Below are 23,761 nucleotides of genomic sequence, written 5' to 3' on the forward strand. Positions count from 1 at the left end.
CTTCGAAAAACGTGTTGCGCTTTTATCTGAACACTGTAAAGATAGCATGCATCCAACCCTGGATGGCCTTTTTCGACCGCGAGGCTCACATGTTCGATTCACTCTTCAGCGCAGGCAGCACCGTGGCTCTTCCCGCGTGGGCAGCGCTCGGCGCGGCCCCATGGCTCGGCCGCGCCAAGCCGGTCATCTGGGTCACGACAGGCCTCGTCATCCCCGTGGGCCTGGGGCTGGCGTACTGGTGGCTGATGGCCACTTATTGGTCGGCGGCCGGTGGCGGATACAGCTCGCTGTCGGCGGTGCATGCGCTGTTCCAGCACCCTGGCCTGCTCACGGCCGGATGGTTCCACTACCTCGCCTTCGACCTGTTCGTGGGCACCTGGATCGCCCGCGAAGGAGAGCGCGCGGGCATTGCACCGGTGCTGCTCATCCCATGCTTCGCCCTCACCTTCCTGTTCGGCCCGGTCGGCCTGCTGGCCTTCCTCGCGCTGCGGGTCGCACCCGCCTGCATGGCACTGGCGCGGGAACTGCACCGGCGTCAGCCGCAGCTCGCATGGTTCGGCAGCCTGCTGCTCGCGGCGATGATGCCGGCCCTCGTCGCCGCATGGCTCGATCCACGCACGGTCAATGGCATCGGCGTGTGGGTCAAGCCGTTGAAGTTCATGGCTTCGGTCAGTCTCTATGCGCTGACCACCGCGTGGCTGCTCGGCGATCTGCCACGCGAGCGGCGCGGCGGCCGCATCGAACGCGCCATCGTCGCGGTGGTGATCGCCACGGGCGTCTTCGAGATCGGCTACATCACGCTGCAGGGCGCTCTCGGGCAGGCCTCGCATTTCAATTCCGACTCGACCTTCCACATCGTCATGTACAGCCTGATGGGCGTGGGTGCACTCTCGCTCAGCGGCACGACGTTGCCGCTCGCGTGGCTGTTCGCACGCCATGGCGATGCGCTGGCGGCGCCCTACCGGCTGGCCGTAGTACTGGGGCTGGTCCTGACCTTCGTGGCCGGCGCGGGCGCGGGCATCGCCATCAGCCAGCATGGCGGATCGACCATCGGCGCGATCGTCGGCGGCGCCACGCTTCCGCTGTTCGGCTGGTCGGCCACCGCCGGCGACCTGCGCGTGCCGCATTTCCTCGGCATACATGCACAACAGATGCTGCCGCTTGCGGGCGCGCTCATCAGCATGTCGCTCATGCCGTGGGGCCGCGCCGCGGTGTGGCTCCTGACCGGGCTCTATGCGATGCTGATTCTCTGGACGTTCAGCCTGGCCTACGCGGGCGTGCCGCTGATCTCCTTCGGCCTTCAGCCGGCGGCATAGCGGTAGATGAGAAAGGCGCCCGAGCACAGCACCGCAAGCGCCACCACCTTGAGGAACTGCTCGCGCGACAGCCGCAGCGTGATGCGCCGCCCCACCGCCGTGCCCATGAGCATGGCCGGAAACAGCATCACCGCCAGCCAAAGGATCGACGTCTGCGCATACACGCCGGCCAGCAGAAAGAGCACCGCCCGCGTCAGCGTGCTGAGCCCGATCAGCGTGGACTGCGTGACGCGAATCCGCTCCTTCGCCTCGATGCGGCCCGACAGGTAGATCGCGTAGATGAAGCCGCCGCTGCCGAACATCGCCGAGAAGATGCCGCCCACGAAGCCGAAGGGCACCGCCGCGCGCTGCGACAGCCGTGAAGCAGGCTTGAAGCCGCTGAGCGAATACAGCGCATAGGCCACCGCGAAAATTCCCAGCGCCAGCAGCATCAGTTGCGGCCGTCCGAGCAGCAGCAACGCAGCGCCCACGAGGCTGCCCAGCGCCATCACCGGCACCAGCCGCCGCAGTTCGCCTGTGTCCGCGGAGCGCGAATCACGGCTCACGTTGACCACCGCCGCGAAGAAGTCGAGCAGCGCCAGCAGCGGAACGACGCTGGCCACCGGGATGAAGTTGGCCAGCACCGGCCCGGCGACCAGCGCGGTGCCGAAGCCGGCGATGCCGAAGATGACGTAGGCGAGGACGACGCCCGTGCAGACGATGGCGAACTGGCAAAGCGTGACGGGCAAGGCACCGGAGAAGAAATCCATGCCCGCGAATCTAGGGACTTCGCGGCTTGCGCGCCAATGCCGAATTCGGCGCCCATCGATCTCGAAATCAGCTAGCCGGTAACGCTGCGCAGCGACGCGACCAGGTCCTGCGCGAGCCGCGAAGCATCGTCCGCGCGCCACAGCACCAGCACGGTGGTAACGGCATCGCCTCCATCCAGTGCGAGCAGCCTCACGCCCTCTGGCGCCATGCGCCCCATCGACTCCGGCACGATCGCAATGCCGAAGCCCGCCTGCACCAGCGCCAGCTGCGACCACTTGCGCGAGCGCACCTGCGCGGCGGTGGGGTGGTAGCCCTGCGCACGGCAGAGCTCGGCCACGCGGTGGCTCAGGCCGCCGCGTTCGAGATGCGGCGTCGCGACGAAGGGCTCTTGGCGCAGCTCGGCGATGGTCACGCGCTCGCGGCCGGCCAGCGCATGCGCCGCGGCCACGGCAACCACCAGCGGCTCGGAAAAGAGCGGCGCCTGCTGCACGCCCGGGTAGCGGCGCAGCACCGGCTCGCGCGCCAGGCCGATGTCGGCATTGCCTTGCTCGATGTCCATCGCCTGGTGCTCCGACGCGCGTTGCGACACCTCGATGGAAACACCTGGATGGCGCTGTGCATGGCTCTTCAGGCATTCGAGCAGACCGTGCGTCAGCGGAACCGAGCTCGAATGCAGCAGCTGCACCGTGCCTTCGATGCCGCGCTGCGCATGGCGCGCTCCGACAGCCGCGCTCTCGAGCGCCGCAAGAATGCGCCGCGCATCGGCGTACAGCGAGCGCCCCGCGGGCGTCATCTCCAGGTGCCGCGCGTCGCGCTCCAGCAGCGGCACCTGCAGATGCCGCTCCATCTCCTTGATCTGCCGGCTCAGGGCCGACTGCGCGATGAACAGGCGCTCCGCCGCAAGGCTGAAGCTGCCCGCGTCGACGATGTCGACGAAATAGCGGAGCTGTTTGTGGGTGAGCATGGAGGCGTCCTGTCGGGCCGGCGTCGTGGCCCATGCGCCGATTCTGCAGTGGTGGGTTCCGTCCTGTTTTTGCGTAGATGCGTGCGGTCGTGCGGCGCTTCGCCATTCCAGAATGAGCCTGCCGTGCGAACTGCGGCACGCGCATTCCACAAGAACCAAGGAGACCCTCATGATCACTTCCCGTCGCGGCCTGCTGGCCGGTTCCGCCGCCATGGCCACTGGCGCCATCGCCGGCTGCGCACTGCCCGCCGGGGCCGCCCGCGCGCAGGCCACGCCGTTCGATGTCGCCGCGTCGAGCATTCCGATCGTCGGCAGCGAACAGGTCTTTCCGGTGCGCCGCATCTACTGCATCGGCCGCAACTACGAGGCCCATGCGCGCGAGATGGGCTCGGACCCGAGCCGCGAGCCGCCCTTCTTCTTCCAGAAGCCGGCCGATGCGATCCAGGTCGTGACGCCTGGCAAGGTGGCCGACCATCCCTATCCCACGCTCACGAAGAACTACCACTACGAAGTCGAACTGGTGGTGGCGCTCGGCAAGGGCGGACGCAACATCCCGACGAGCTCTGCGCTCGACCACGTCTACGGCTATTCGCTCGGCCTCGACATGACGCGCCGAGACCTGCAGCGCGAGATGGGCGACCAGAAGAAGCCCTGGGAAATCGGCAAGAGCTTCGACCATTCGGCGCCCGTCGGCCCGATCCACCCCGTGGCGAAGGTCGGCCATTTCACCGACGGCGCGATCTGGCTCAAGGTGAACGGGCAGACGAAGCAGAACGCCACGCTCAGGCACATGATCTGGTCGGTGGCCGAGCAGATCAGCCGGCTCTCGCAGGCCTTCGAGCTAAGACCGGGCGACATCATCTACTCGGGCACGCCGGAGAACGTGGGGCCTGTGGTGCGGGGCGACCTGATCGAGATCCACATCGACCGGCTGCCGGAGCTGTCGGTGCGGATCGTCTGAGCGCAGGAGCGAAGGCAGGAGGCCGGCCGCACCATTTTTTCTACGAGATTGGTGCCGATCATCGGGGCTTCCGCATTCCCAGAGCCCTCATGTCCCAGCCTCCGCAAGCCACCTACATCGACGACCTGCACGCCCCTCAGGTGTTCGCGGACGAAGTCTCGGGCTACTGGGTCAACGCAGGCTGCGTCCACATCACCTTCGACGCCAGCCGCGTCGACCACAGCTCCGACAAATGCCCGGTCCACCGGGCGGCGGTGCTGCGCGTGACGCTGCCCATTCCGATCGCGCAGGTGCTTGCGGTCAGCCTCTACGACTTCCTGAAGCAGCGAGGGCTCGCGCCGTCGCCTGGCAACGGGCACTGAGCCCGAAGGAGCAAGCCGCACGCGCCAGAGGCGCCTGACTCCAAGATTTCTACGAGATTCGCCACGAAGATGAGAGTCATTCTTATCTACAACGCGAGTCGAAGTTGAACCCAGGACGCCAGAAAACCGCAGCCGCCACCGTCACGGCCCTTTCCCAGACTTCTCCAATTTCGTTCGGGCGCAGCGCCTTCGGCCCGCCCGCGCGTGCCACGCTGCTGGTGCTGTGGGCGGCCGCCCAGATCGGCCGCGCGCATGCGCAGGAGGCACAACAAGCCAAGGATGCCTCCGCCGCGCTGCCGACCGTGACGGTCACGGCCGAATCGCCGGACGACACGCAGCAGCATCTCGGCGCCAAGGTGAGCAGCGGCGCGCTCGGCGCACGCTCGCAGCTCGAAACGCCCTTCTCCACCACCGTGGTGCGCGGCGAGGACATGGCCGAGCGCCAGGTGTCCAAGCTCGGCGACGTGTTCGCGCTCGACGCCTCGGTGTCGGACAACAGCGGCGCCTACAGCGCCTGGGCGAGCTACATCACGGTGCGCGGCCTGCCGCTGGACTGGCAGAACGGCTATCGCATCAACGGCCAGCCCTTCCTCAGCTATGCCATCACGCTGCCCTACGAGCACTTCGAGCAGATCGAACTGCTGAAGGGCTCGTCCGGCTTCATGTACGGCTTCGGCTCGCCGGGCGGCATCGTCAACTACGTGACGAAGAAGCCGACCGACCAGCCGGTGCGCAGCATCGAGGTGGGCTACAAGACCGCCGGCATCTGGAGCGAGCACGTCGACCTCGGCGGGCGCTTCGGCACGGACGACCGCTTCGGCTACCGGCTCAACGCCACGCACGAGGAAGGCAAGACCTACAACGACGGCAACGTGCGCCGCAACTCGGTGTCGCTCGGGCTCGACGCGAAGCTCACCGACAAGCTCACCTGGACCTTCGATTCGCTCTACCAGAAGCGCACCTCCACCGGCCAGACGCCATCGATCTACCTCGGCAGCTACACGGGCACGCAGTTGCCCGCCACCATCAGCGCGAACAACCAGAGCCTCGTGGGCGCGGGCCAGCATCTGGCCACCGACTTCAACCTGTATTCGACCGGCCTGCAGTACCAGCTCTCGCCCGACTGGACACTGAGCACCAGCTACAGCCACAGCAGCGCCACGCGCAGCCGCAACGAGGGCATCGCCTACCTGCTCGACTCCGGCGGCAGCTACGACGACTACCGCTCCGACAGCGCCGAGGGCCACCGCTTCAACCAGTGGCAGGCCATGGCCACGGGCAAGCTGCGCACCGGCGATTTCGATCACCAGCTGACGCTGGGCGCGTCGTGGCAGAAGCAGGTCAACTACTACAGCAGCAACAGCATCTACCAGCTCATCGGCACGGGCAGCATCTTCGGGCAGAACACGAACAGCTACGCCAGCACCACCGACTTCACGCGCTACCGCAATAGCGACATCACGCAGCGCGCGGTGTTCGCGAGCGACACGCTGAAGCTGTCCGACAGGTGGTCGGTGCTGGGCGGCCTGCGCAGCACCACCTACGAGCAGATCGGCTACGACACCACGGGCCTGCAGAACTCGAGCTACCGCAAGAGCGGCGTGATCACGCCCACGCTGGCGCTGATGTTCAAGCCCGCGCCCGACACCACGCTCTACACCAGCTACGTCGAATCGCTGGAGCCGGGCAGCACCGTCGGCAGCCTCTACGCCAACGAAGGCCAGTTGCTCAACCCGCTGAAGAGCAAGCAGTACGAGCTGGGCGTGAAGACCGAGCGCGACCGCTGGAGCGCGACTGCCGCGCTGTTCCGCATCGAGCGCGGCGCCGAATACGCCAACAGCGCCAACGTGCTGGTGCAGGACGGCCAGTCGATCTACCAGGGCCTGGAGCTCGGCGCCTCCACGCGGCTCGGCTCGCAATGGCGGATCGGCGGCAACCTGATGCTGCTCGACAGCTCGTACGAACGCGGCAGCAGCTACGTCGGCAACCGCGTGGCCGGCGCTCCGAAGCTGGTGGCGACCGCGCAGGTTTCCTACGACGTGGCGCAGGTGCCGGGCCTCAAGCTCTCGGCCGACATGAAGTACACCGGCAACACCATGCTCAACGCGGCGAACCAGCTGAGCGTGCCCGGCTACACCATCGCGAACATCGGTGCGAGCTACACCACGCGCATCGCAGGGCGCAGCACGACCTTCCGCGCGGCGATCAACAACGTGGCGAACAGGCGCTACTGGGAATACCAGTACGACAACTACATCAAGCCCGGCGATCCGCGCACGTTCAGCCTGAGCGCCAAGCTCGATTTCTAGGGCTCCTTCGAAGTCATGGCCGCCGCGCGTGCAGCCATCCAAATTTTCTCCCCCTTTGAAGTTCACGATACCGGTCATGAACAGCATCTGGCATCGCAACACACGAAGCGCATCGCGCGCGTTCCGACTCCACAGCCTGCCGGTGCTGGCCCACGCGGACGGACATGCCCCGGAGCTCGCCGTACACGCCCGATGGAACAGGACGCAGCCCGTCCTCGTCGCCGCTCCGCCGCGCGACAAGTCCCTCTGGCTGCCGCTCCTCGCGGGCCTTCTCGCCTTCGGCGCGCTGGCGTTCGGTGTCTTCATGGCAGGCAGCGACAGGTGCACGGAGCGCGAAGCCGGCAACTACAGCCAGTCGACCCTTGCACCGATCGGCACCACCGACAGCGGCACGGCTGCCACCGGCCTGCGCAGCGGCAGCTGCAGGCACAAGCCGGGCCGCATCGGGCATCCGAAGACGGCGCCCTAGACGGGACGCCCGCGTCGCCTGCGGCATCACGCCCCGGAAAGCACACCCATGTTCGATCCCAGACGCCACCGGCCACAGCTCTTCTTCGGCGCCCTCGTGGTGGAAAGCGATCCAGGCGTCGCGAGCCGCATGAAGCGCATCCTGGAGCACCTCGCCCCAGGGCGGCGCGTTGTGCTCGTATCCGCGCGCGAGGAAGCCGACGCGATGCTGGCCGCCCTGCCCTTCGATCTCGTGTTCGTCGACATGCAGCTCTATCCGCCCGGCGACGGCGTGGCGCTGATCGCCGACGTGTGCGCGCAGCTGCCGCGCGCCCAGGTCATCGCGCTGTCGGACACGGACGAGCGGGACATCGTGATGTCCGCGTTCGCGTCGGGCGCGACGGGCTGTCTGCTCAGCGATGCGGCAGACGCCGAGATCGCCCATTCATTGCGTGCCCTTGCAATAGGCACCGTGCTGGACCCGCGGGCGGCAGGCCATCTGCTGTCCATGCTCTCCGAAATGCTTGCAATGCCGGACCGCGCCGCCGCCGGCCCCCAGGGAGAAAGCGACTTCGGCGACTGCCGCAAGCTCGAGCTCAGGTCCCGGACCCGGGCGACTCCCGGGGAAATGCGCCACAGTCTTCGGGACTGAAGCGGCAGCGCTGCGCCCCGGGCGACTCATGTGCCGCGACGCACCGCCGGGCAAGGAACGCGATGCGCCGGGCGTCCCAGGCCAGGAACATCGCCAGCAGCACGGTGTCGCAGACGGCCAGCGCGATCAGGGTGCGCCAATCCCACAGCCAGTCGAACGATGTCATGGATCGGTAGGGGTAGTGTTGAATGCGATGCCCCGAGATTGAGGGCTTCGCATTTCCTGCGAATTTCATCGTGTTGCTGGCACCCTCCCGCGAACGGGACCATGCCTGGCTGCAGGAAACCCTCAGGCCTCGCGCGTGCGAGTGACCGCGGGCACGAACATGTAGCCCTCGTTGCGCACGGTGCGGATCAGGTCGGCGCGTGTCTCGCCGGAAGCCAGCTTGCGGCGCAGGCGGCTGATCTGCACGTCGATGGCGCGGTCGTACGAATCACTCTCGGCGCCCAGCGCGTACTGCACGAGCTGGTCGCGCGTGAGCACCCGCCTCGGATGCTGCACCAACGCGCGCAGCAGGCGGAATTCGCCATCGGACAGCTCCACCGGCCGCTCCCGCGGGTCGTGCAGCAGCCGGGTTTCGATGTCCAAGCGCCAACCCGCGAAGTACAGCACCGAAGGCTGCTGTTGCTGCGCGTCGTGCGTGGCCGCTCCGGGCTGCGGTTGCGCCGGCTTCCCTGCGGCGCCGGCCCCATGCGAGGTGCGGCGCAGCACGGTGCGGATGCGCGCCAGCAGCTCGCGCGGATTGCAGGGCTTGGCGAGGTAGTCTTCCGCGCCGATCTCCAGGCCCACGATGCGGTCGATGTCCGTGCCTACGGCCGACAGCATGATGACGGGCGGCCCGCCGATGCGCTGCAGCTCGCGCAGCGCGCTCAGGCCGTCCTCGCCGGGCATCATCACGTCGAGCACGATCAGCGCGTACTCGGCCTGCGCGAGGCGTTCGCGCATTTCCGCCGGATGGCCGGCCGCGTCGACCTGGAAGCCGTGCTTCTCCAGGAAGGACGCCACCAGGCTGCGGATGCCGGCGTCGTCGTCGACGATGAGGATACGGGTTGACAGGTTCACGTTACGGCGGATCGGATGGGCGCATCATAGGCCGCGCATCGCCCCCGCCCGAAGCACTCCGGGCGCTGCAATGAATTGCAATGCGGTGAAATCCGGCAGCAACATCCGCTGCACAGACTCGCGCGCTCGAACGTTTGCGCATGCCCTCGCCCTGCGCAAGCGCGCTGACTTGGGAGAAAAAAGATGGGAATGCAAAGATCGAGCCACGCCGGCGTGACATCACCTGCCGTCCGTGCCAGCATGGCCCCATGAAAACCCAAGGTACCGCGCGCCGCTGGCTGGGCCCGCCGCTCGCGTGGCAGATCATGGGCCTGCTGCTGGGCGGGCTGGTGGTCGCGCAGATCGTGACGCTGGCGCTGACCGTGCTGCTCCCGCCCCAGCCCCAGCGTCAGTGGGAGCTGGGCGACATCGCGCGCGTGCTCTCGGGCCGCAACGCCGAAGGCCGCAACGCACAACTGCTGCAACGCACGCTTCAGGCGAAGGCGCCCCAGCCCAAGGGGCAAGGCTGGCTGACATCCGAGCGCTCGCGGCGCGATCTCGCACAGCTGCTGACCCGGGACGAGGCCGAGGTGCGGCTCTACTTCTTCACTCCCCTGCCCTTTGCCGGCACGACGGGCCCCGTGGCGGCCACGAACAACGGGCACGATGCGTCGCATGGCATCGCGAGTGCGGCCTCCCAGAGCGGCTTCCTGCGGGTGCAGGCCCGGGGAGGGCCACCGGGCGGTGGAGGCGGTGGAGGACCGGGAGGCCCAGGAGGCATGGGATTTCCGGGCGGCTTCGGCGGGCCCGGCGGCAGCTTCGGCACCGACAGGGGACCGAGGGACGGCATGACAGGTGCCCCGCCGTCGCCTCCGACTTCATCGCAGCAACAACCGTCGTCGCCCACCGGCACGACGAGCCAGCCACCACACGGCAGCACGCCGTCCACGGACCCGGCGAGCGGGCCATCGACGTCGTCCCGGTCATCCACGCCGGCCACTGCATCCGAACCCGGCTCCGCACCCCCGGCCGCAAGCGCCCCGGGCAGCACGACGACAGCACCTCCATCCGGCGTCACGGGCCCGACGGGCACGCCGCCATCGCAATCGCCTCCACCCGCCACGGCGATTGCGCCAAGAGCGCCCGACACGGCCCCGCCATCATCGATGGCACCGCCGGGCATGGCCCGCGGCCAGCCCACTGCGCCATCGATGCAGCCGGGAACCACCATGCGAAGCCTGCCGCCGGTCGTCGAGAACCCGCTGCCGCGCGAGGCTCCGGTCAAGGCAGAGGCGCCTCCGTCGACTCCGCCAGTGCCACGCTCCGAATCCGTCGCACGCCCTGCTCCGTCCGGCACCGCCCCGCCGGCGAGCACGGCACCGCCACCAGCCGTCATTGCCGGACCGCCGCGCACCCCCGCCAACACCGACGCTTCAGCCACCGAGACTGCCGACACCGTTCGCCCCGCAGCACGCGGCCTCTTCGGCCTCGCGCCCGCGCCCTTCGTCGAAGGCGACTTCATCGCGGCCGTGTACACCCCCGAGGGCAGCTGGGTCGTGGTGCAGCCCGCGCCCGAGTCCTTTCCCAATGCCTGGCAGCGCCGCGTGCTGCTGTGGTTCCTGATCGCGGCGGCCATCGTCGCGCCCGCGGGCTGGCTGTTCTCGCGCCGCTTGGTACGGCCCATTGCCGGCTTCGCGCGCGCGGCCGACCAGCTCGGCCGCGACCCTGCCGCACCGGTGCTCGCGCTGGAGGGCCCGGCCGAGATAGGCCGTGCCGCACAGGCCTTCAACCGAATGCAGGCGCGGCTGCGCAGCTTCGTCGACGACCGCACGGTGATGATCGGCGCCATCAGCCACGACCTGCGCACGCCCCTCACGCGGCTGCGCTTCCGCATCGAGGACGTGCCCGACGACGTGCGCGCCGGCATGCTCGAGGACGTGCAGGAGATGGAGCTGATGATCGGCTCCGTGCTCAGCTTCATCCGCGACGCCTCGGTGGTCACCGCTCGCGAGCGCATGGACCTCGCGAGCCTCGTGGAAGACGTGGTCGAGCAGGCGGCCTTCGTCGGCAAGGACGTGAAGCTGCGGCGCATCGAGCATGCGCCGGTGGAGGTCGACGTGATCGGCATGCGGCGCGTGTTCGACAACCTGATGGAGAACGCCGTCAAGTACGGCCACCAGGCGCGCGTGCGGCTCTTCACCGACGGCCCCGACGCCGTCGTCGAGATCGGCGACCGCGGGCCGGGCCTGCCAGCCTCCGAACTGGAGCAGGTGTTCAAGCCTTTCTATCGCACCGAGCAGGCCCGCTCCTCGCGCGCGGCAGGCAGCGGCCTCGGCCTGGCCGTGTGTCGCTCCATCGCGCGCGCGCATGGCGGCGACGTGGTGCTGAAGTCGGGGCCGCACGGACTCATCGCGCAGGTTCGGGTGCCGTTGGCGCTCGAGGCGCAGCGGCTTGCAGCCGCGCACTGAACGACGCACGCACACGCGCGAGTCGATGAGCGGCGGTGCCCACGCCGCCGCGCGCTCGATGACACCACCGGCGAAATGCCATGGCACGCGCGGCTGCGCGTCATGACGAAGCGGCACGAATGTGCCAGCGCCTTTACCTCCTGAAACACCTGCTGGAACACGCATGAACCGCCACAGCGCGGGTGGCATGCGGACTGCAGAAAGAAGCACGTCCCGGCGATCTTTCCGGGCGCACTTTTTCAACCGCAGGAGTTTCACAATGAACCGTCGTTCCTTCGCACGCAACGTGCAAAAGGGTTTCACCCTCATCGAGTTGATGATCGTCGTGGCGATCATCGGTATCCTGGCTGCCATTGCGATTCCGCAGTACCAGACCTACATCGCCAAGTCTCAAGTGTCCCGGGCCATGGGCGAAACCGGCGCCTTGAAGACGGCCTATGAAGACTGCCTGAACAATGGAAAGACTGTCGTGGGTGATTGCGACCTCGGAGCCACCAGCTCCGGGATCTTGAGCCTGACCTCGCCCCTGACCTCGACGGCTGGCACGTCGCTCGGCACCTCCACCACGAACACCGTCGCTCTGACTACCACCGGCACCATTGCAGGCACCTTCGCTGGCCAGGCGGCCGCGATTCTGAAAGCGACGCCCTTCACGATCACCTGGACTCGCACCGCTGAAGGCAGCTGGACCTGCAAGACCACGGCCGACTCGAAGTACGCACCCGCGGGCTGCCCCAACGGCACCTGATTCAGCCGCACTACCCAGCGCAAGCCGCCTTCTGGCGGCTTTTTTTTCGTCTGCATCAAGGCGACGAGGTCTGTTTCGCATTGGCCTTGCGGTATGCGGTCTCCATCAGCGCCTCACACTGCCCCGCACCCGCGGTATCGAGACAGCCTTGCTGGAAGATCCGATACATGTCGAGCGCCGCGCGAGCCGCCAGTCGCTCACCTGTCGGCGACAGCGGCGCTTCGGCGCACTCGTAGAGATCCGGCACTCCCGCCGCCTTGCACTTCTGTTGCGCGACGATCAAGCTGCGCACCGTGACATCCGCACCGAAGTCGGCCGGCTCGTCGCCGCGCATGTGCGAGCCTCGGCAGCCTGCCAGCGCCGTGAGTACAAGTGCAGAAAGGGAAAACCACGCAGGCGAACGCATGACTACGACTCGCCACGCCCAGCCCTCATGCCCTGGATCTGGCGACAAGCCACCGAATGCCCCAGCGAAGCCGCCTTCGCGATCCACATGATCGCAAGGCTGTCGTCCTTCGGCACGCCCAGGCCTGATGCATGGCAGTTCCCGAGCCACTGCATGGCGTCGGCATTGCTTTGCGAGGCCGCGAGATCGAACCAATAGACGGCCGCTTCGAAGCGGCCCGCAAGGAAGAACATCGCGCCGGCATCGGCCTGCGTTTCCGCATCGCCGCCGTCAGCCTTCACGATCAGGCTCAGGTCCTCATCGGTCAACGGGAGATCGATCAGGCCGGCAACCTGCGCAAGGGCGAGCATCGCCCTGCCCCGCGAATCCTCCTTGTGCTTGGCGATGGTCCCGTCGGACACACGTCGCCACAACGTGCGCTTGCTGATGCCGGTCACGGCGATGGCGGCTTCGAGGCTGATCGCGTCGACCCTCGGTCGGGGCTCGGTCATGGGCAAGGCATCTCCATCCGCATCCACCGGGCCCGCGTGCTTCATCGCCTTCCGGATGGCTCCTGCAGGCGGCCTTTGCCGCTGCGCTTCGTTTCGCCGGTCGCTTCGCGGCAGCGGTTTCTGCACCTTCATTTGCGAGGTGCAGCGCCGGCGGGCGGTGGTGGCCTGTGCTCTCCATCCTGCGACGGCTTCGCGAAGCCCGCCCTGGTCATGCATGCGCTCATCGCGGTCTGGTCGGGGCCGCCGTTCGAATCCTTTGCCACGCTGGCAGCACAAGTCTTCAGCGCGGCGTCCAGAGCGGCACCGCCACCATCCGTGGTTGCCGTCGCTGCGTACGCAGCCGACGCCAGACCGACCATGCATGCCAGCACGATGGCTGGCCGCATCTTCTTTCTCATTGCTCGCATCTCCTGAACATCGTTGAACCCGATGCAGGCGAAATGCGTGCCAGCAAAAAGGGGCGGCCATATCTTCTTTTGCATCGATCGCTTCTCCTGAGCATCGGCATGCCCGATGCGGCATGAATGCTCGGCGACAAAGTCGGAGAAACCTCGGATTCGGCTGCGCCCACGCGTACACAAACCACAACGCATCAGCCAGATTCTTCCCAGATTGCATGGTCGACTCGGTGCCCTGGAAGCATCGGATTGCTTCCCACACAAGAGGAGAAGAAACACCATGAAGCGGCTGCAGAAGCCACACGAACGCCAGCCGCGTGAACGCGGCTTCACGCTGATCGAACTGATGGTGACCGTGGCCATCGTCGCGATCCTCGCGGGCATCGCGTATCCCTCGTATCGCGACTACGTGCTGCGCGGTCGCATCGTCGATGCGACCAGCGGCCTGTCGACGATGCGCGCGAACATGGAGCGCTACTTCCAGGACAACCGCACCTACCTGTCCACCGGCAGCTACACCTCGCCGTGCCTGGTCTCTTCCACCCTGCGCATGGTCGGCACCTTCACGCTGTCGTGCGACGGCACGTACGGCGCGGTAACGGCCACCGGCTACACGCTGGTGGCCACGGGCAGCGGCACCACCGCGGGCTTCATCTTCACCGTCGACCAATCGAACAACCGCGCGACGGTCGGCGTGCCCACGGGGTGGACGACCTGCAGCAGCGACTGGGTGACGAAGCGGGGAGCCTGCTGATGGTCCGGCGTGCCGCGCCGCTCGCGGGTTTCACTCTGGTGGAACTCTCCGTGACACTGGTCGTGATGGCCGTCCTCATTGCGCTCGCAATGCCGACGCTCCTCGCGTGGATCGCCAACACCCGTGTTCGCACGGTGAGCGACACGCTGCAGAACGGCCTGCGGCAGGCGCAGGCCGAGGCGGTTCGCCGCAGCCGCACGGCCGTGTTCTCGCTGACCAACGACACGGCCCCCAAGACCAGCCTGACGGCCGTGGCCAACGGCAGCAACTGGTCGATCAACTTCGTGGCCTCTTCCACGCTCGACACCTCCGGCGTCGCCACTTTCGTCGAAGCGGGCGTGCTGACCGTCGCCGGCACCGGCGTGAGCATCAGCGGGCCGGCCGCCATCTGCTTCAGCCCGCTGGGCCGGCTGGCTGCCAACAGCAGCACCGGCGTCACGGGCGCGACCTGCAGCCTGAGCTCGACGCCCACCTACAACGTCACGATGACTTCGGCCGACCGCCCGCTGCGCGTGCTCGTGAGCCTGGGCGGACATGTGCACATGTGCGATCCGGCCAAGACGCTTTCGTCGAGCGCGCCCGACGGCTGCCCGAGCTGAGCATGAAGACTCCAGGCCCAAACCGCCGCGCGCCTTCGTCGGGCTTCGCGATGATCGAAGTGCTCGTCTCTCTGCTGATCTTCTCCTTCGGCCTGCTCGGCATGGCGGGGATGCTGGCGCGTTCGCTCACGATCTCTATCGACGCCGAGGACCGCAACCGCGCCGCGCTGCTCGCCAACGAGATCGCCAGCACGATGTGGCTGAAGAACTCCATCTCGGTCGACACCACCGCGTGGCAGACGCGCGTGAAGGACATGACCAACGGCGGCCTGCCCAATGCCACGCTGACGGTCACCGCCGTCTCGGGCGCCACCAACAGCTCAGGCACGGCCAACGCGGCGGACATCGTGATCGCCTGGCGCGCGGTGACACGCGAATCCACCGCGGCCAATGCCGCCAGCCAGCTCGTCACGCGGGTGGTGCTGCCATGAAGCGCCTGCGTCAGCAAGGCGTCACGCTGATCGAGCTGATGGTTGCCGTCATCATCGGCCTGCTGGTGACCCTGGCGGTGACCAGCCTGCTGATCTTCGGCGAATCGAGCAAGCGCTCCACCACCGCCACCAACGACATGGGACAGACCGGCGCCTATGCGGCCTACGTGCTCGATCGCGCGGTGCGTACCGCCGGCTCCGGCTTCACGCAGTCGTGGACCCTTGCGGGCGCCTTCGGCTGCCTGCTGAACGCGACGCTGCCGGGCACGCCCAGCCTGCCGCGCAGCTCGGCCTTTCCCGCTCCCTTCGCCACCGCCTTCCTCGGTGGCGCGAGCGGCAGCGCCAACCTGCGCGTGGCTCCGGTGCTGATCGGCAAGAGCCAGTCCGACGCCGGCTCCGACGTGCTGGTGGTGATGGGCGGCACTGCCGCGGCGGGCGACGTGCCCCGGCTCATCCTCTCGAGCGGCAAGTCGACCAGCATCCTGCGCCTGGACAGCACCGTGGGCCTGGCCGAAGGCGACCTCGGGCTGGTGAGCGCGAGCGGCACCACCGACTGCCTGCTGGAACAGGTGCACGCCAGCACCGCCTTCGCCGACAGCAGCGGCAACGACGCGCTGCCGCTGGGCAGCACCTACTACACGGCATCGGGCGCGTCGACAAGCCTCTCCACGCTGGCGGCCAGCGGCAGCGCCTACTTCACGCCGCTGGGCAACGTGAGCGCGGGCAACACGCAGTTCCAGATGTTCGGCGTGGGCAGCAACAACACGCTCTACAGCTACGACCTGCTGATGGCCAACGGCACCGACGCATCGCAGGCCGTGGCCGACGGCGTGTCCGAGATGCACGCGCTGTACGGGCTCGATACCAACTCCGACGGCGTGCTCGACACCTGGGTCGACCCGGGGGCCACGGGCTACGACATCGCCACCATGATGGCCACGCCGGCCACCGCGCGGCAGGTGGTGGCCATCCGCATCGCGCTGGTGTTGCGCAGCGCGAACCCCGAGCGGGCGAACGACAACGGCGAGCTGCCCTCGCCGGCCTCGCTCACGCTTTTCAGTGACCTCTCCACCTCGCTGCAGCAGACGATCAGCTTCAGCACCAGCGAGCAGCACTTCCGCCATCGCGTCGTCGAATCGACGATTCCTCTTCGCAACGTGTTGCTTCTGCCCACGTCATGACAACTGTTTCTTTCCGCATTCCGCGCGGCCGGCGCCAGCGCGGCGTCGTGCTGCTGTTCTGCCTGATCGTGCTGGTCATCCTGCTGATCGGCGGCGTGGCCGTGATGCGTTCCACGCACACCTCTCTCGCGAGCGCCGGCAACCTTGTGTTCCGGCGCGATCTCTCCAGCCAGGGGGAGCAGGCGGCTTCCAATGTGCTCACGGCCTTCAAGAGCGGCGTGCTGAAGACGGCCGCGCTCTCGGCGGCCAGCATTCCCTCGGCCAACTACAGCGCGGTCGAGCTGACAGCCAACGACCAGGGCATTCCGCTCGTGCTGCTGTCCAGCAGCAGTTCGCCCAGCGGCACCGACTTCACCGGCGCCACCTTCAGCCCGACCGCGTCGGACCTGGCGGGCGCGACCTCGGACATCACGATCCGCTACGTCATCGACCGCCTCTGCCGCGCCGCCGGCACGGCGACCACCAGCAGCTGTGTCTATGCGCCGTCGAGCAGCAACGTCACCGGCGGCAGCAGCCAGTTGCCGGCGAGCCAGCGGCCGGCCTCGACCATCTCGCCCGTCTACCGGCTCAGCGTGCGCGTCACCGGCGTGCGCTCGACGCAGGTGTTTCTCCAGACTTCGTTCACCCGGCCGGAGTGACTCCGATGAATCGATCCCGTCTCGTTTCCCTCGCGCTGGCCGCCGCCGCTCTGCTGCTGGGCTCGTCCGCCTCCACCGCCGTGACACTGGCCGACCAGCCGGTCTTCGCCAGCGCGGACGTTCCGGGCAACCTGGCGCTCACGCTGTCGGTCGAATACCCGACCGCCATCAGCGTGGCCAACCTCGGCAACTACGCCGACAGTTCGACCTACCTCGGCTACTTCGATCCGCTGAAGTGCTACACCTACGTGCTGAACTCCACCACGCCGGCGAGCAGCTACTTCCAGCCCGCGGGCCTTGCGACAGGCACCAACTACCACACGTGTTCGGGCAAGTGGAGCGGCAACTTCATGAACTGGGCCACGATGCAGACCATCGACCCGTTCCGCTGGGCGCTCACGGGCGGCTACCGCAGCGTCGACACCACCAGCCAGACCATCCTGGAGAAGGCCTGGGGATCGAGCCAGGGCTCGCAGACCAACTTCCCGTTGCGTGGCACCAGCCAGGCGACCTCCACCGGCCACAACATCGCGTCCTCGCTGATCTCGTCGGTGACGCCTCTGAGCTGGACCTCGTTCAACACCAGCATCTGGAAGCGCGGCAACACCATGGTGTTCTCGGGCACCGGCAGCAGCTACAGCAACACCAGCGTGAGCGGCACCGACTGGGTGAGCGCCTCGTCGTCGAACAATGCGGCCAGCACCTACCGCGTGTACATCCGCGTGCTGGTCTGCGACTCGGGCAGTTCCTCGGGCGGCGTGGAGTCCAATTGCGTGCTGTATCCGAACGGCCAGTACAAGCCCGAAGGGCTGATGCAGAGCTACGCCAACAAGATCCGCTACAGCGCCTTCTCCTACCTGAACGGCAGCGGCGCCACCAACCAGGGCGCCGTGCTGCGCGCGCCGATGGGCTACATCGGCCCGACCTACCCCACGCCGCTGTCGACCACCGTCACCACCAACAGCAAGGCCGAGTGGAGCTCGACCACCGGCATCATGGTGACGAACCCCGACAGCGCAACCGCCACGGCGACCACCAGCACCAGCGGCGTGACCATCAGCAACAGCGGCGTGATGAACTACCTCAACAAGTTCGGCACCGCCTCCTCGTCGTACATGACCTACGACAACGTCAGCGAGCTCTACTACGCCGCGGTGCGCTACTTCGAGAACCTGGGCAACGTGTCGACGTGGACCAGCTACATCACGCCGGCCACCACCTCTTCTTCCAGCACGCGCACCACGCTGCTCGACGGCTTCCCGGCCGTCACCACCTGGACCGACCCGGTGCTGTACGCGTGCCAGAAGAACTTCATCCTGGGCATCGGCGACACCAACACGCACTACGACTACAACGTGGGCGGCGGCACGCTGAGCAACACGCGCACGAAGCCCTCGGAAGTGAGCAGCGACACGCTCAACCTGGCGCGCACGTACACCAACAACCTGCTCACGCTCGAAGGCCTGAGTTCCAAGGTCGACGCGTGGTGGAACAGCTCCTACGCCACCTACTACATGGCCGGGCTGGCCTACGGCGCGCACACCAACGACATCCGCTCCGACCTGACGGGCACGCAGACCATCTCGACCTACTGGATGGACGTGATGGAGTACCAGACGGCGGCCGACAAGAACCCCTACTGGCTCGCGGCCAAGTACGGCGGCTTCACGGTCCCCTCGGGCTACGACCCAAGCCAGACCAGCACCGCGCTCACGCAGAGCTGGTGGAACAGCAGCAGCGAGACCATCACGATGGGAACCGCCACCGAGTACCGGCCGGACAACTACTTCCTGGCCGGCAATGCGAGCCAGATGGTCTCGGGCCTGACCAAGGCCTTCTCCGCCATCGCCACCGCCGTCAGCGCCTACACCACGTCGCTCGCGCTGTCGTCCGCGCAGGTGAGCGATTCGGGCAGCGCCTCGTATGCCGCACAGTACGCCTCCAAGACCTGGAGCGGCGTACTGACCGCCAGCAGCGTGACCATCGGCACGGACCTGAGCACCACCTCGACCGTGATGTGGACCTCCACCGCCAAGCTGGCCACCCAGCTTGCCAGCACCGGCTGGAGCACCTCGCGCCGCGTGGCGACCTGGGACGGCAGCAGCGGCCAGCCCTTCCGCTACGCGAGCCTCACGACCAGCCAGAAGGCGGCGCTGGTCACGTCCTACCGCGGCAGCGACGGGTCGGACTACCTGAACTACCTGCGCGGCGACCAGACGCAGGAGTCGGGCTCCACCACCAGCGGCAGCAGCCAGGCCTACCGGGCACGCTCGGTGCTGCTGGGCGACATCGTGGGCTCCAAGGTGACTGCGGTGGGAGTGCCGAGCCTCACCTACTCGGACTCGATCAACCCCGGTTACGCGGCCTTCAAGAGCACCTGGTCGAGCCGGCCGACGATGGTCTTCACGGGCGCGAACGACGGCATGCTGCACGCATTCAACGGCTCGCTGTCGGGTACCGATGCCGGCACCGAGATCTTCGCCTACGTGCCGAGCGCGCTCTTCCAGGGACCGAGCGGCACGCCCAACACATCGGCCTCCGACGGCCTCACCGCGCTGGGCAACCCGAGCTACACCCACCACTACTACGTCGACGCGACGCCGCTGAGCTTCGACGTCGACTTCAACTACGCGGGCGGCTCGCTCACCACCACTTCGACCGCCACCTCCGACTGGCGCACCATTCTCATCGGCGGCCTCGGCAAGGGCGGCAAGAGCTTCTACGCGATCGACGTCACCAACCCGGCGGGCATGACCTCCGAATCGGTGGTCGCGGGCAAGGTGCTGTGGGAGTTCACCGACTCGACCATGGGCTACAGCTACGGCGAGCCCGTGGTGGCGAAGACCGCCAAGTACGGCTGGGTGGTGGTGCTGACCTCGGGCTACAACAACACCGACGGCTACGGCTACATCTACTTCGTCAACCCGAAGACCGGCGCGCTGCTGGAAAAGGTCAAGACCGGGAGCACCGCCGCCGGTCTCACGCATGCCACCGCCTACGTGCGCGACTTCACCGACGGCACGGCGGACGCCATCTACGCCGGCGACCTCAACGGACAGGTCTGGCGCTTCGACGTCACCGGCACTTCGACCTACAGCTCGCCGCTGCTGATGGCCAAGCTCACGGATGCGAGCGGCAACGCCCAGCCCGTCACCACGCAGCCGCTGGTCGAGGTGCATCCGACCACGAAGAAACGCTACGTTCTGCTGGGCACCGGCCAGCTGCTGTCGTCCAGCGACGTGAGCTCCACGGCGGCGCAGGACTTCTACGCGCTGCTCGACGGCACGGCCTCGGCCTTCAACACTTCTTCCTCGCTGCCTTCGGGAGTGAGCTTTCCGCTTGCGCGCAGCAACCTGACCGCGCTGACCGACCTGACCAGCACCACGACGCTGGGCAGCAGTTCGATGGGCTGGTACGTCGACCTCGGCACCGACAGCAGCAGCGGCATCGCCTGGCGCATGATCACCGCCACGACCACCACCGGCGGCGTTGTGGCCTTCGCCTCCACGCTCACCACGGCCGATGCCTGCAGCCCTTCAGGCACGAGCCGGGTGTATGCCATCAACTTCGGCACCGGGCAGTCGGCGTTGGAGAACAACGCCGCCTACATCTCGGAGTCGTACGCGGTGACCGACCTGCGCTTCACCAGCAGCACCAATGGCGGCACCACGCTGTCGGTGGGTGGCACCACCGGCGCGATCACGAACCTGAAGGTGTCGCTGTCGTCCAGCCTGAGCCTGCGGCTGCTCAACTGGCGCGAGGTGCCGGTAGTGGAATAGGCCGTGTCAGACCGCGAGCGCCTGCCCCACGTCCTGCGTCTTGCGCCGCGCCAGCGCGAGGTTCGACTTCGACTTGTCGAGCACCAGGTAGACGAACAGGCCCTCGTGCTTCTGCAGCGGGCGGATGATGTGGTACTGGCGCCCGAGCGTGATCAGGATGTCCTCGATCACGTCGTTCAGGCCGAGCGCGTTCATGGTCTTGTGCTTGGCGCGCACCACCTCCGTATTGCCCGCGGCGGCCACTTCGAGGTCGACGCCCGAACCGATCTGACCCAGGATCATGCCGCTGCCCGAATCGACCAGCGCCGCGCACAGCGCACCGTCGATCGTCATCAGTTCGTCCATGGATTGCTTGATATTTGCCATCGAAGTCTTTCGTAGTGCATCGCCCTGAGAATCGGCCGCCACCCGGGCGAGTGATGAGCGGCGGCCGCTTGTGAAAGGCTGCGCGGGCGTTCAGGCGCGCTGCAGTGCGAGCGTCGCCTGCTTGGAGAAGTACAGGACCTGGCCGATGACGGCGTCCTTGCCCGTCACCACGCTCACGATCAGGTCGGCCTCGTCGTGGCGGGCCTGGAGCATCAGGATGTGGCCCAGCGCGGTTTCTATGGCGACGTTCTCGCATTGGCCGAGGCCGCTCTCCTCTCCGGCCACTGCGCCGAGCGCGGCCAGCGAACTCGCGATGGCCGACAGGCGCGCGACCTGCGCGGTGTTCTCGGTGCGCGCGGCCAGCTCCATGCCGTCCTCGGTCGAGATCACCACGGCCTTCGCGCCCTTGATCTCGCGCATGAGCGTGTCCACGGCGGTCTCTGCGGCGTCCTTGATGCGGGGTGAGATGTTCATGTGGCTCGAGTCCGGCGAAGAAGGGAAGAGAAAGGAAAAGAGGCGGTGCGGCGCTCAGGCTTCGAGCTGGATCAGCAGCAGCTCGAGCAGCTGCACCACCTGCGGCGGATCGGTCACGTTGGCCGGCAGCACCGGGCACAGCACGCCCTTGTCCTGCATGCGCTGGGCGTAGGCGTCGAGGCCCGGTTCGGGATGGGTTTCGGTGCGGCCCACCGCGACCACGCAGGCGGTCTTCTCGATGAGCTCGGCGAAGCCGTCGAGGTAGACCTCGAGGTCGGCCAGCGGATCGGGGCGGCTGTTGTCGACGAGGATCACGAGGCCCAGCGCACCGCGCGCGAGGATGCGCCACATGAAGTCGAAGCGCATCTGCCCCGGCGTGCCGTACAGGCGCAGCTTCTCGCCGTTGTCGAGCGTGAGCTCGCCGTAGTCCAGGCCGACGGTGGTGGTGGCCTTGGCGACCGAGGCGTCGCTGTTGCGCACTTCGGTGCGGACCGGTGCAATCTCGCTCACCGCGGCAATGGCGGTGGTCTTGCCGGCGCCCATGGTGCCGGTGAAAAGGATCTTGTGCTCCACGCTCAGTCGGGTTCGGTTGAAGTCATGTCGAAGGGCCGCATCGCCTCAGGCCCTCGGCCCGGAAGACAACAATCCGAGGCGGCTGCGGATGCGTGCGAGCAGGCCCGGCTGCACGCCCTGGCGCGTCGTCGCGGGGGCATCCGGTGCCTCCCCGCCGGACGGGCCCTGCGAGTCGGGCCAGATCGATTCGGGCACGCGGCTGGCCGCGAAGCCGGTGCCGGCGCCGGCGCCGCCGGGGCTGATGCTCGCGACGAAACCCGCGCGTTCGAGGGCCACGATGAAGTCGGCGCACTCCTGCGCGCTGGCGTTCGAGCGCTGCTGCAGCGCCTGCAGCGAAGCCGGCCGGCTCGCGAGCAGCGTGGCGAGCTTCATGCGCATGGTGGTGTCGAGCAGCGCGACCGAGGGCCAGCGCAGCAGGCGGTATTCCTCGCCGCGCCCGGCACGCTCCCGAGAGGCGGCAAGACCGAGCTCACGGGCATGGATCACCATCGCGCCGAGGCGGTTGAGCATGGCCTCGAGCGCATCGGCATGCAGCGGCAGGCGCAGGAAAGGCCCGCGCGACGGGGATGTGTCGCCGATCGTCAGCAGCGGCACGGGCCGGTCGGACGCTTCGGCTGGCGGCGCCGGGAGCCTGTCGCCCACCACGCGCAAGTCGGCGTCCTCGACCTGCCAGGCCCAGTGCTGGTGGGTGCGGTGGTCGAGCAACCGCACGAGGGACTTGAAGAGGAGTTCGTCGCGGGCCGGCAACCCTTCGACGCTGAAGCTCAGCAGTGGCCGGCGGCCGCGTGGCGAGGTGGCCTGCGTGGTCATCGGCGGCTCGGGCGTAGCCATTCGGCGACCGGCATCGAGCGCACCAATTTGGGGCTTTCTTGCGGTTTGAACTGCAATTCAAGAGCTCCCGTCGGCAAGACCTCCACGGAAAGCCTTGCGGCCCGCCCCGAATTGAATGCCTAAGTGTTAGAGGAATGTTTCTGGCAAAAAATATAACACTCGTTGCAATTAAAAACACTAGATTACAAAGCCCGACTAACTCCTACGGGAATCGGTGGAGAAGACTGTGGCCGCCCGGCCACACGCCGTCGTCGAAGGAGCCGACGGGAGTCCCTCAAGATGCCTCCCAGATCGCCGCGCAGACTCGCCGGCATGTCCACGCCAGCCTCGAGACCATGGATCCGCCTGCGCTGGCGCCTGCAGGAGACAGGCCTGTTCGGACACGTCGTCGAAGGCCACTGGCTGTGGGAGCCCGACACGCCTTCGGTGCGCGCCGCGTTCCAGGCAGCCGTGGAGGCCGGCAACAAGGCCCACGGCGCCGGGACGCACTGGGTGGAGCAGGAGGACGCCGGGGGCGCCCATGCATCCCGGTGACCTGAGCATTTCTTCACGTATCGCTTCTGCTCCTACCTCGATGTCATATATGGCGAATTTGACTTTCATATAGTCAAAACAGACTAATCAAGAGCAACTGCACTGCCCACGCCCCAGCACGGCGCGGACACAGCGGCATGCGCAAGCCAGGGAGGACCAGAGATGGCAGTGCAGGGAGAAGAAGAGGACATCTGGCTGGACTTCAGCCTGGGTCTGGGCGGTTTCGCGGAAGTCACCGCTGTGACGACACCGCTCGACGACAGGAGAAAGATCCGCGTGCGCGTGCCC

25 protein-coding genes are annotated in these 23,761 nt (G+C 67.4%); 15 read left to right on the forward strand and 10 right to left on the reverse strand.

What is annotated here, in order from left to right:
• The first annotated feature begins 89 nt into the window (after positions 1-89).
• Positions 90-1,316, forward strand: a complete 1,227-nt coding sequence (locus tag EJO71_RS34650; RefSeq protein ID WP_206169068.1) for an ABA4-like family protein — start codon at positions 90-92, stop codon at positions 1,314-1,316.
• Here the strand turns inward: EJO71_RS34650 and EJO71_RS33005 are convergent.
• Entirely contained in the window at positions 1,301-2,065 is a 765-nt protein-coding gene (locus EJO71_RS33005) for a sulfite exporter TauE/SafE family protein (protein ID WP_125952851.1), read from the reverse strand. The genes EJO71_RS34650 and EJO71_RS33005 overlap by 16 nt on opposite strands.
• 71 nt (positions 2,066-2,136) lie before the next feature.
• Complete coding sequence (locus EJO71_RS33010; protein WP_125952850.1) at positions 2,137-3,030, reverse strand: LysR family transcriptional regulator; 894 nt, start codon at positions 3,028-3,030, stop codon at positions 2,137-2,139.
• 169 nt (positions 3,031-3,199) lie between these two features.
• On the opposite strand from EJO71_RS33010, the gene EJO71_RS33015 reads away from it, so the two are divergent.
• From EJO71_RS33015 to EJO71_RS33035, 5 genes are all read left to right on the forward strand, one after another.
• Complete coding sequence (locus tag EJO71_RS33015; protein WP_125952849.1) at positions 3,200-3,991, forward strand: fumarylacetoacetate hydrolase family protein; 792 nt, start codon at positions 3,200-3,202, stop codon at positions 3,989-3,991.
• Between the two features lie 89 nt (positions 3,992-4,080).
• Positions 4,081-4,353, forward strand: a complete 273-nt coding sequence (locus EJO71_RS33020; RefSeq protein WP_125952848.1) for a hypothetical protein — start codon at positions 4,081-4,083, stop codon at positions 4,351-4,353.
• 239 nt (positions 4,354-4,592) lie between these two features.
• Entirely contained in the window at positions 4,593-6,662 is a 2,070-nt protein-coding gene (locus EJO71_RS33025; protein WP_240651600.1) for a TonB-dependent receptor, read from the forward strand.
• Positions 6,663-6,738: 76 nt separating this feature from the next.
• Positions 6,739-7,131, forward strand: a complete 393-nt coding sequence (locus tag EJO71_RS33030; protein WP_125952847.1) for a hypothetical protein — start codon at positions 6,739-6,741, stop codon at positions 7,129-7,131.
• A 48-nt stretch (positions 7,132-7,179) separates the two neighbouring features.
• Complete coding sequence (locus EJO71_RS33035) at positions 7,180-7,761, forward strand: response regulator (protein ID WP_125952846.1); 582 nt, start codon at positions 7,180-7,182, stop codon at positions 7,759-7,761.
• Positions 7,762-8,049: 288 nt separating this feature from the next.
• Here EJO71_RS33035 and EJO71_RS33040 read toward each other — a convergent pair whose 3' ends face one another.
• Complete coding sequence (locus EJO71_RS33040; RefSeq protein ID WP_125952845.1) at positions 8,050-8,823, reverse strand: response regulator; 774 nt, start codon at positions 8,821-8,823, stop codon at positions 8,050-8,052.
• Positions 8,824-9,071: 248 nt separating this feature from the next.
• Here EJO71_RS33040 and EJO71_RS33045 point away from each other — a divergent pair, with 248 nt between their 5' ends.
• Positions 9,072-11,270 carry an ATP-binding protein gene (locus EJO71_RS33045; protein ID WP_125952844.1) on the forward strand — a complete coding sequence of 733 codons (2,199 nt, stop codon included), beginning with the start codon at positions 9,072-9,074 and terminating at the stop codon, positions 11,268-11,270.
• Positions 11,271-11,529: 259 nt separating this feature from the next.
• The gene (locus tag EJO71_RS33050; protein ID WP_125952843.1) at positions 11,530-12,018 is read left to right on the forward strand and encodes a pilin; all 489 of its coding nucleotides are present in this window, start codon (positions 11,530-11,532) and stop codon (positions 12,016-12,018) included.
• A 55-nt stretch (positions 12,019-12,073) separates the two neighbouring features.
• Here the strand turns inward: EJO71_RS33050 and EJO71_RS33055 are convergent, their stop codons facing one another.
• The 3 genes from EJO71_RS33055 to EJO71_RS34565 all read right to left on the reverse strand — a co-directional run bounded on the left by EJO71_RS33055 (position 12,074) and on the right by EJO71_RS34565 (position 13,397).
• Positions 12,074-12,352, reverse strand: a complete 279-nt coding sequence (locus tag EJO71_RS33055; RefSeq protein WP_126053806.1) for a hypothetical protein — start codon at positions 12,350-12,352, stop codon at positions 12,074-12,076.
• Between the two features lie 74 nt (positions 12,353-12,426).
• A complete protein-coding gene (locus tag EJO71_RS34560; protein ID WP_164546966.1) occupies positions 12,427-12,915 on the reverse strand; it encodes an SEL1-like repeat protein in 489 nt (162 codons plus the stop codon).
• A 128-nt stretch (positions 12,916-13,043) separates the two neighbouring features.
• Positions 13,044-13,397 carry a hypothetical protein gene (locus EJO71_RS34565; RefSeq protein ID WP_164546965.1) on the reverse strand — a complete coding sequence of 118 codons (354 nt, stop codon included), beginning with the start codon at positions 13,395-13,397 and terminating at the stop codon, positions 13,044-13,046.
• A 196-nt stretch (positions 13,398-13,593) separates the two neighbouring features.
• Between EJO71_RS34565 and EJO71_RS33065 the strand changes: the two genes are divergently transcribed.
• From EJO71_RS33065 to EJO71_RS33090, 6 genes are read left to right on the forward strand one after another with little or no spacing between them, the layout of a single operon-like run.
• Entirely contained in the window at positions 13,594-14,067 is a 474-nt protein-coding gene (locus EJO71_RS33065; protein ID WP_125952840.1) for a type IV pilin protein, read from the forward strand.
• Complete coding sequence (locus EJO71_RS33070) at positions 14,019-14,666, forward strand: GspH/FimT family pseudopilin (protein WP_240651596.1); 648 nt, start codon at positions 14,019-14,021, stop codon at positions 14,664-14,666. Before EJO71_RS33065 ends, EJO71_RS33070 begins: the two co-directional genes overlap by 49 nt.
• Before the next feature lie 2 nt (positions 14,667-14,668).
• On the forward strand, positions 14,669-15,097 hold the full coding sequence (locus EJO71_RS33075; RefSeq protein ID WP_125952838.1) for a prepilin-type N-terminal cleavage/methylation domain-containing protein: 429 nt from the start codon (positions 14,669-14,671) through the stop codon (positions 15,095-15,097).
• Positions 15,094-16,278 (forward strand): PilW family protein, encoded by a 1,185-nt coding sequence (locus tag EJO71_RS33080; protein WP_125952837.1) that lies wholly within the window; start codon positions 15,094-15,096, stop codon positions 16,276-16,278. Before EJO71_RS33075 ends, EJO71_RS33080 begins: the two co-directional genes overlap by 4 nt.
• Positions 16,275-16,916, forward strand: coding sequence for a hypothetical protein (locus EJO71_RS33085; protein WP_125952836.1), 642 nt, complete (start codon positions 16,275-16,277; stop codon positions 16,914-16,916). Before EJO71_RS33080 ends, EJO71_RS33085 begins: the two co-directional genes overlap by 4 nt.
• A gap of 5 nt (positions 16,917-16,921) precedes the next feature.
• Positions 16,922-20,695, forward strand: coding sequence for a PilC/PilY family type IV pilus protein (locus EJO71_RS33090; protein WP_125952835.1), 3,774 nt, complete (start codon positions 16,922-16,924; stop codon positions 20,693-20,695).
• Positions 20,696-20,701: 6 nt separating this feature from the next.
• On the opposite strand, the gene EJO71_RS33095 is transcribed toward EJO71_RS33090, so the two are convergent.
• From EJO71_RS33095 to EJO71_RS33110, 4 genes are all read right to left on the reverse strand, one after another.
• Positions 20,702-21,061 (reverse strand): hypothetical protein, encoded by a 360-nt coding sequence (locus EJO71_RS33095; protein WP_093209822.1) that lies wholly within the window; start codon positions 21,059-21,061, stop codon positions 20,702-20,704.
• 90 nt (positions 21,062-21,151) lie between these two features.
• Positions 21,152-21,535 carry a roadblock/LC7 domain-containing protein gene (locus tag EJO71_RS33100; RefSeq protein ID WP_125952834.1) on the reverse strand — a complete coding sequence of 128 codons (384 nt, stop codon included), beginning with the start codon at positions 21,533-21,535 and terminating at the stop codon, positions 21,152-21,154.
• Positions 21,536-21,589: 54 nt separating this feature from the next.
• Complete coding sequence (locus tag EJO71_RS33105; RefSeq protein WP_125952833.1) at positions 21,590-22,108, reverse strand: ATP/GTP-binding protein; 519 nt, start codon at positions 22,106-22,108, stop codon at positions 21,590-21,592.
• A 45-nt stretch (positions 22,109-22,153) separates the two neighbouring features.
• The gene (locus EJO71_RS33110; RefSeq protein ID WP_240651595.1) at positions 22,154-22,939 is read right to left on the reverse strand and encodes a hypothetical protein; all 786 of its coding nucleotides are present in this window, start codon (positions 22,937-22,939) and stop codon (positions 22,154-22,156) included.
• 312 nt (positions 22,940-23,251) lie between these two features.
• On the opposite strand from EJO71_RS33110, the gene EJO71_RS33115 reads away from it, so the two are divergent.
• Positions 23,252-23,473, forward strand: a complete 222-nt coding sequence (locus tag EJO71_RS33115; protein ID WP_125952832.1) for a hypothetical protein — start codon at positions 23,252-23,254, stop codon at positions 23,471-23,473.
• Positions 23,474-23,761: the final 288 nt, after the last annotated feature.

The sequence above is a fragment of the Variovorax sp. 679 genome, assembly GCF_003952185.1.
Classification (GTDB): Bacteria; Pseudomonadota; Gammaproteobacteria; order Burkholderiales; family Burkholderiaceae_C; genus Variovorax.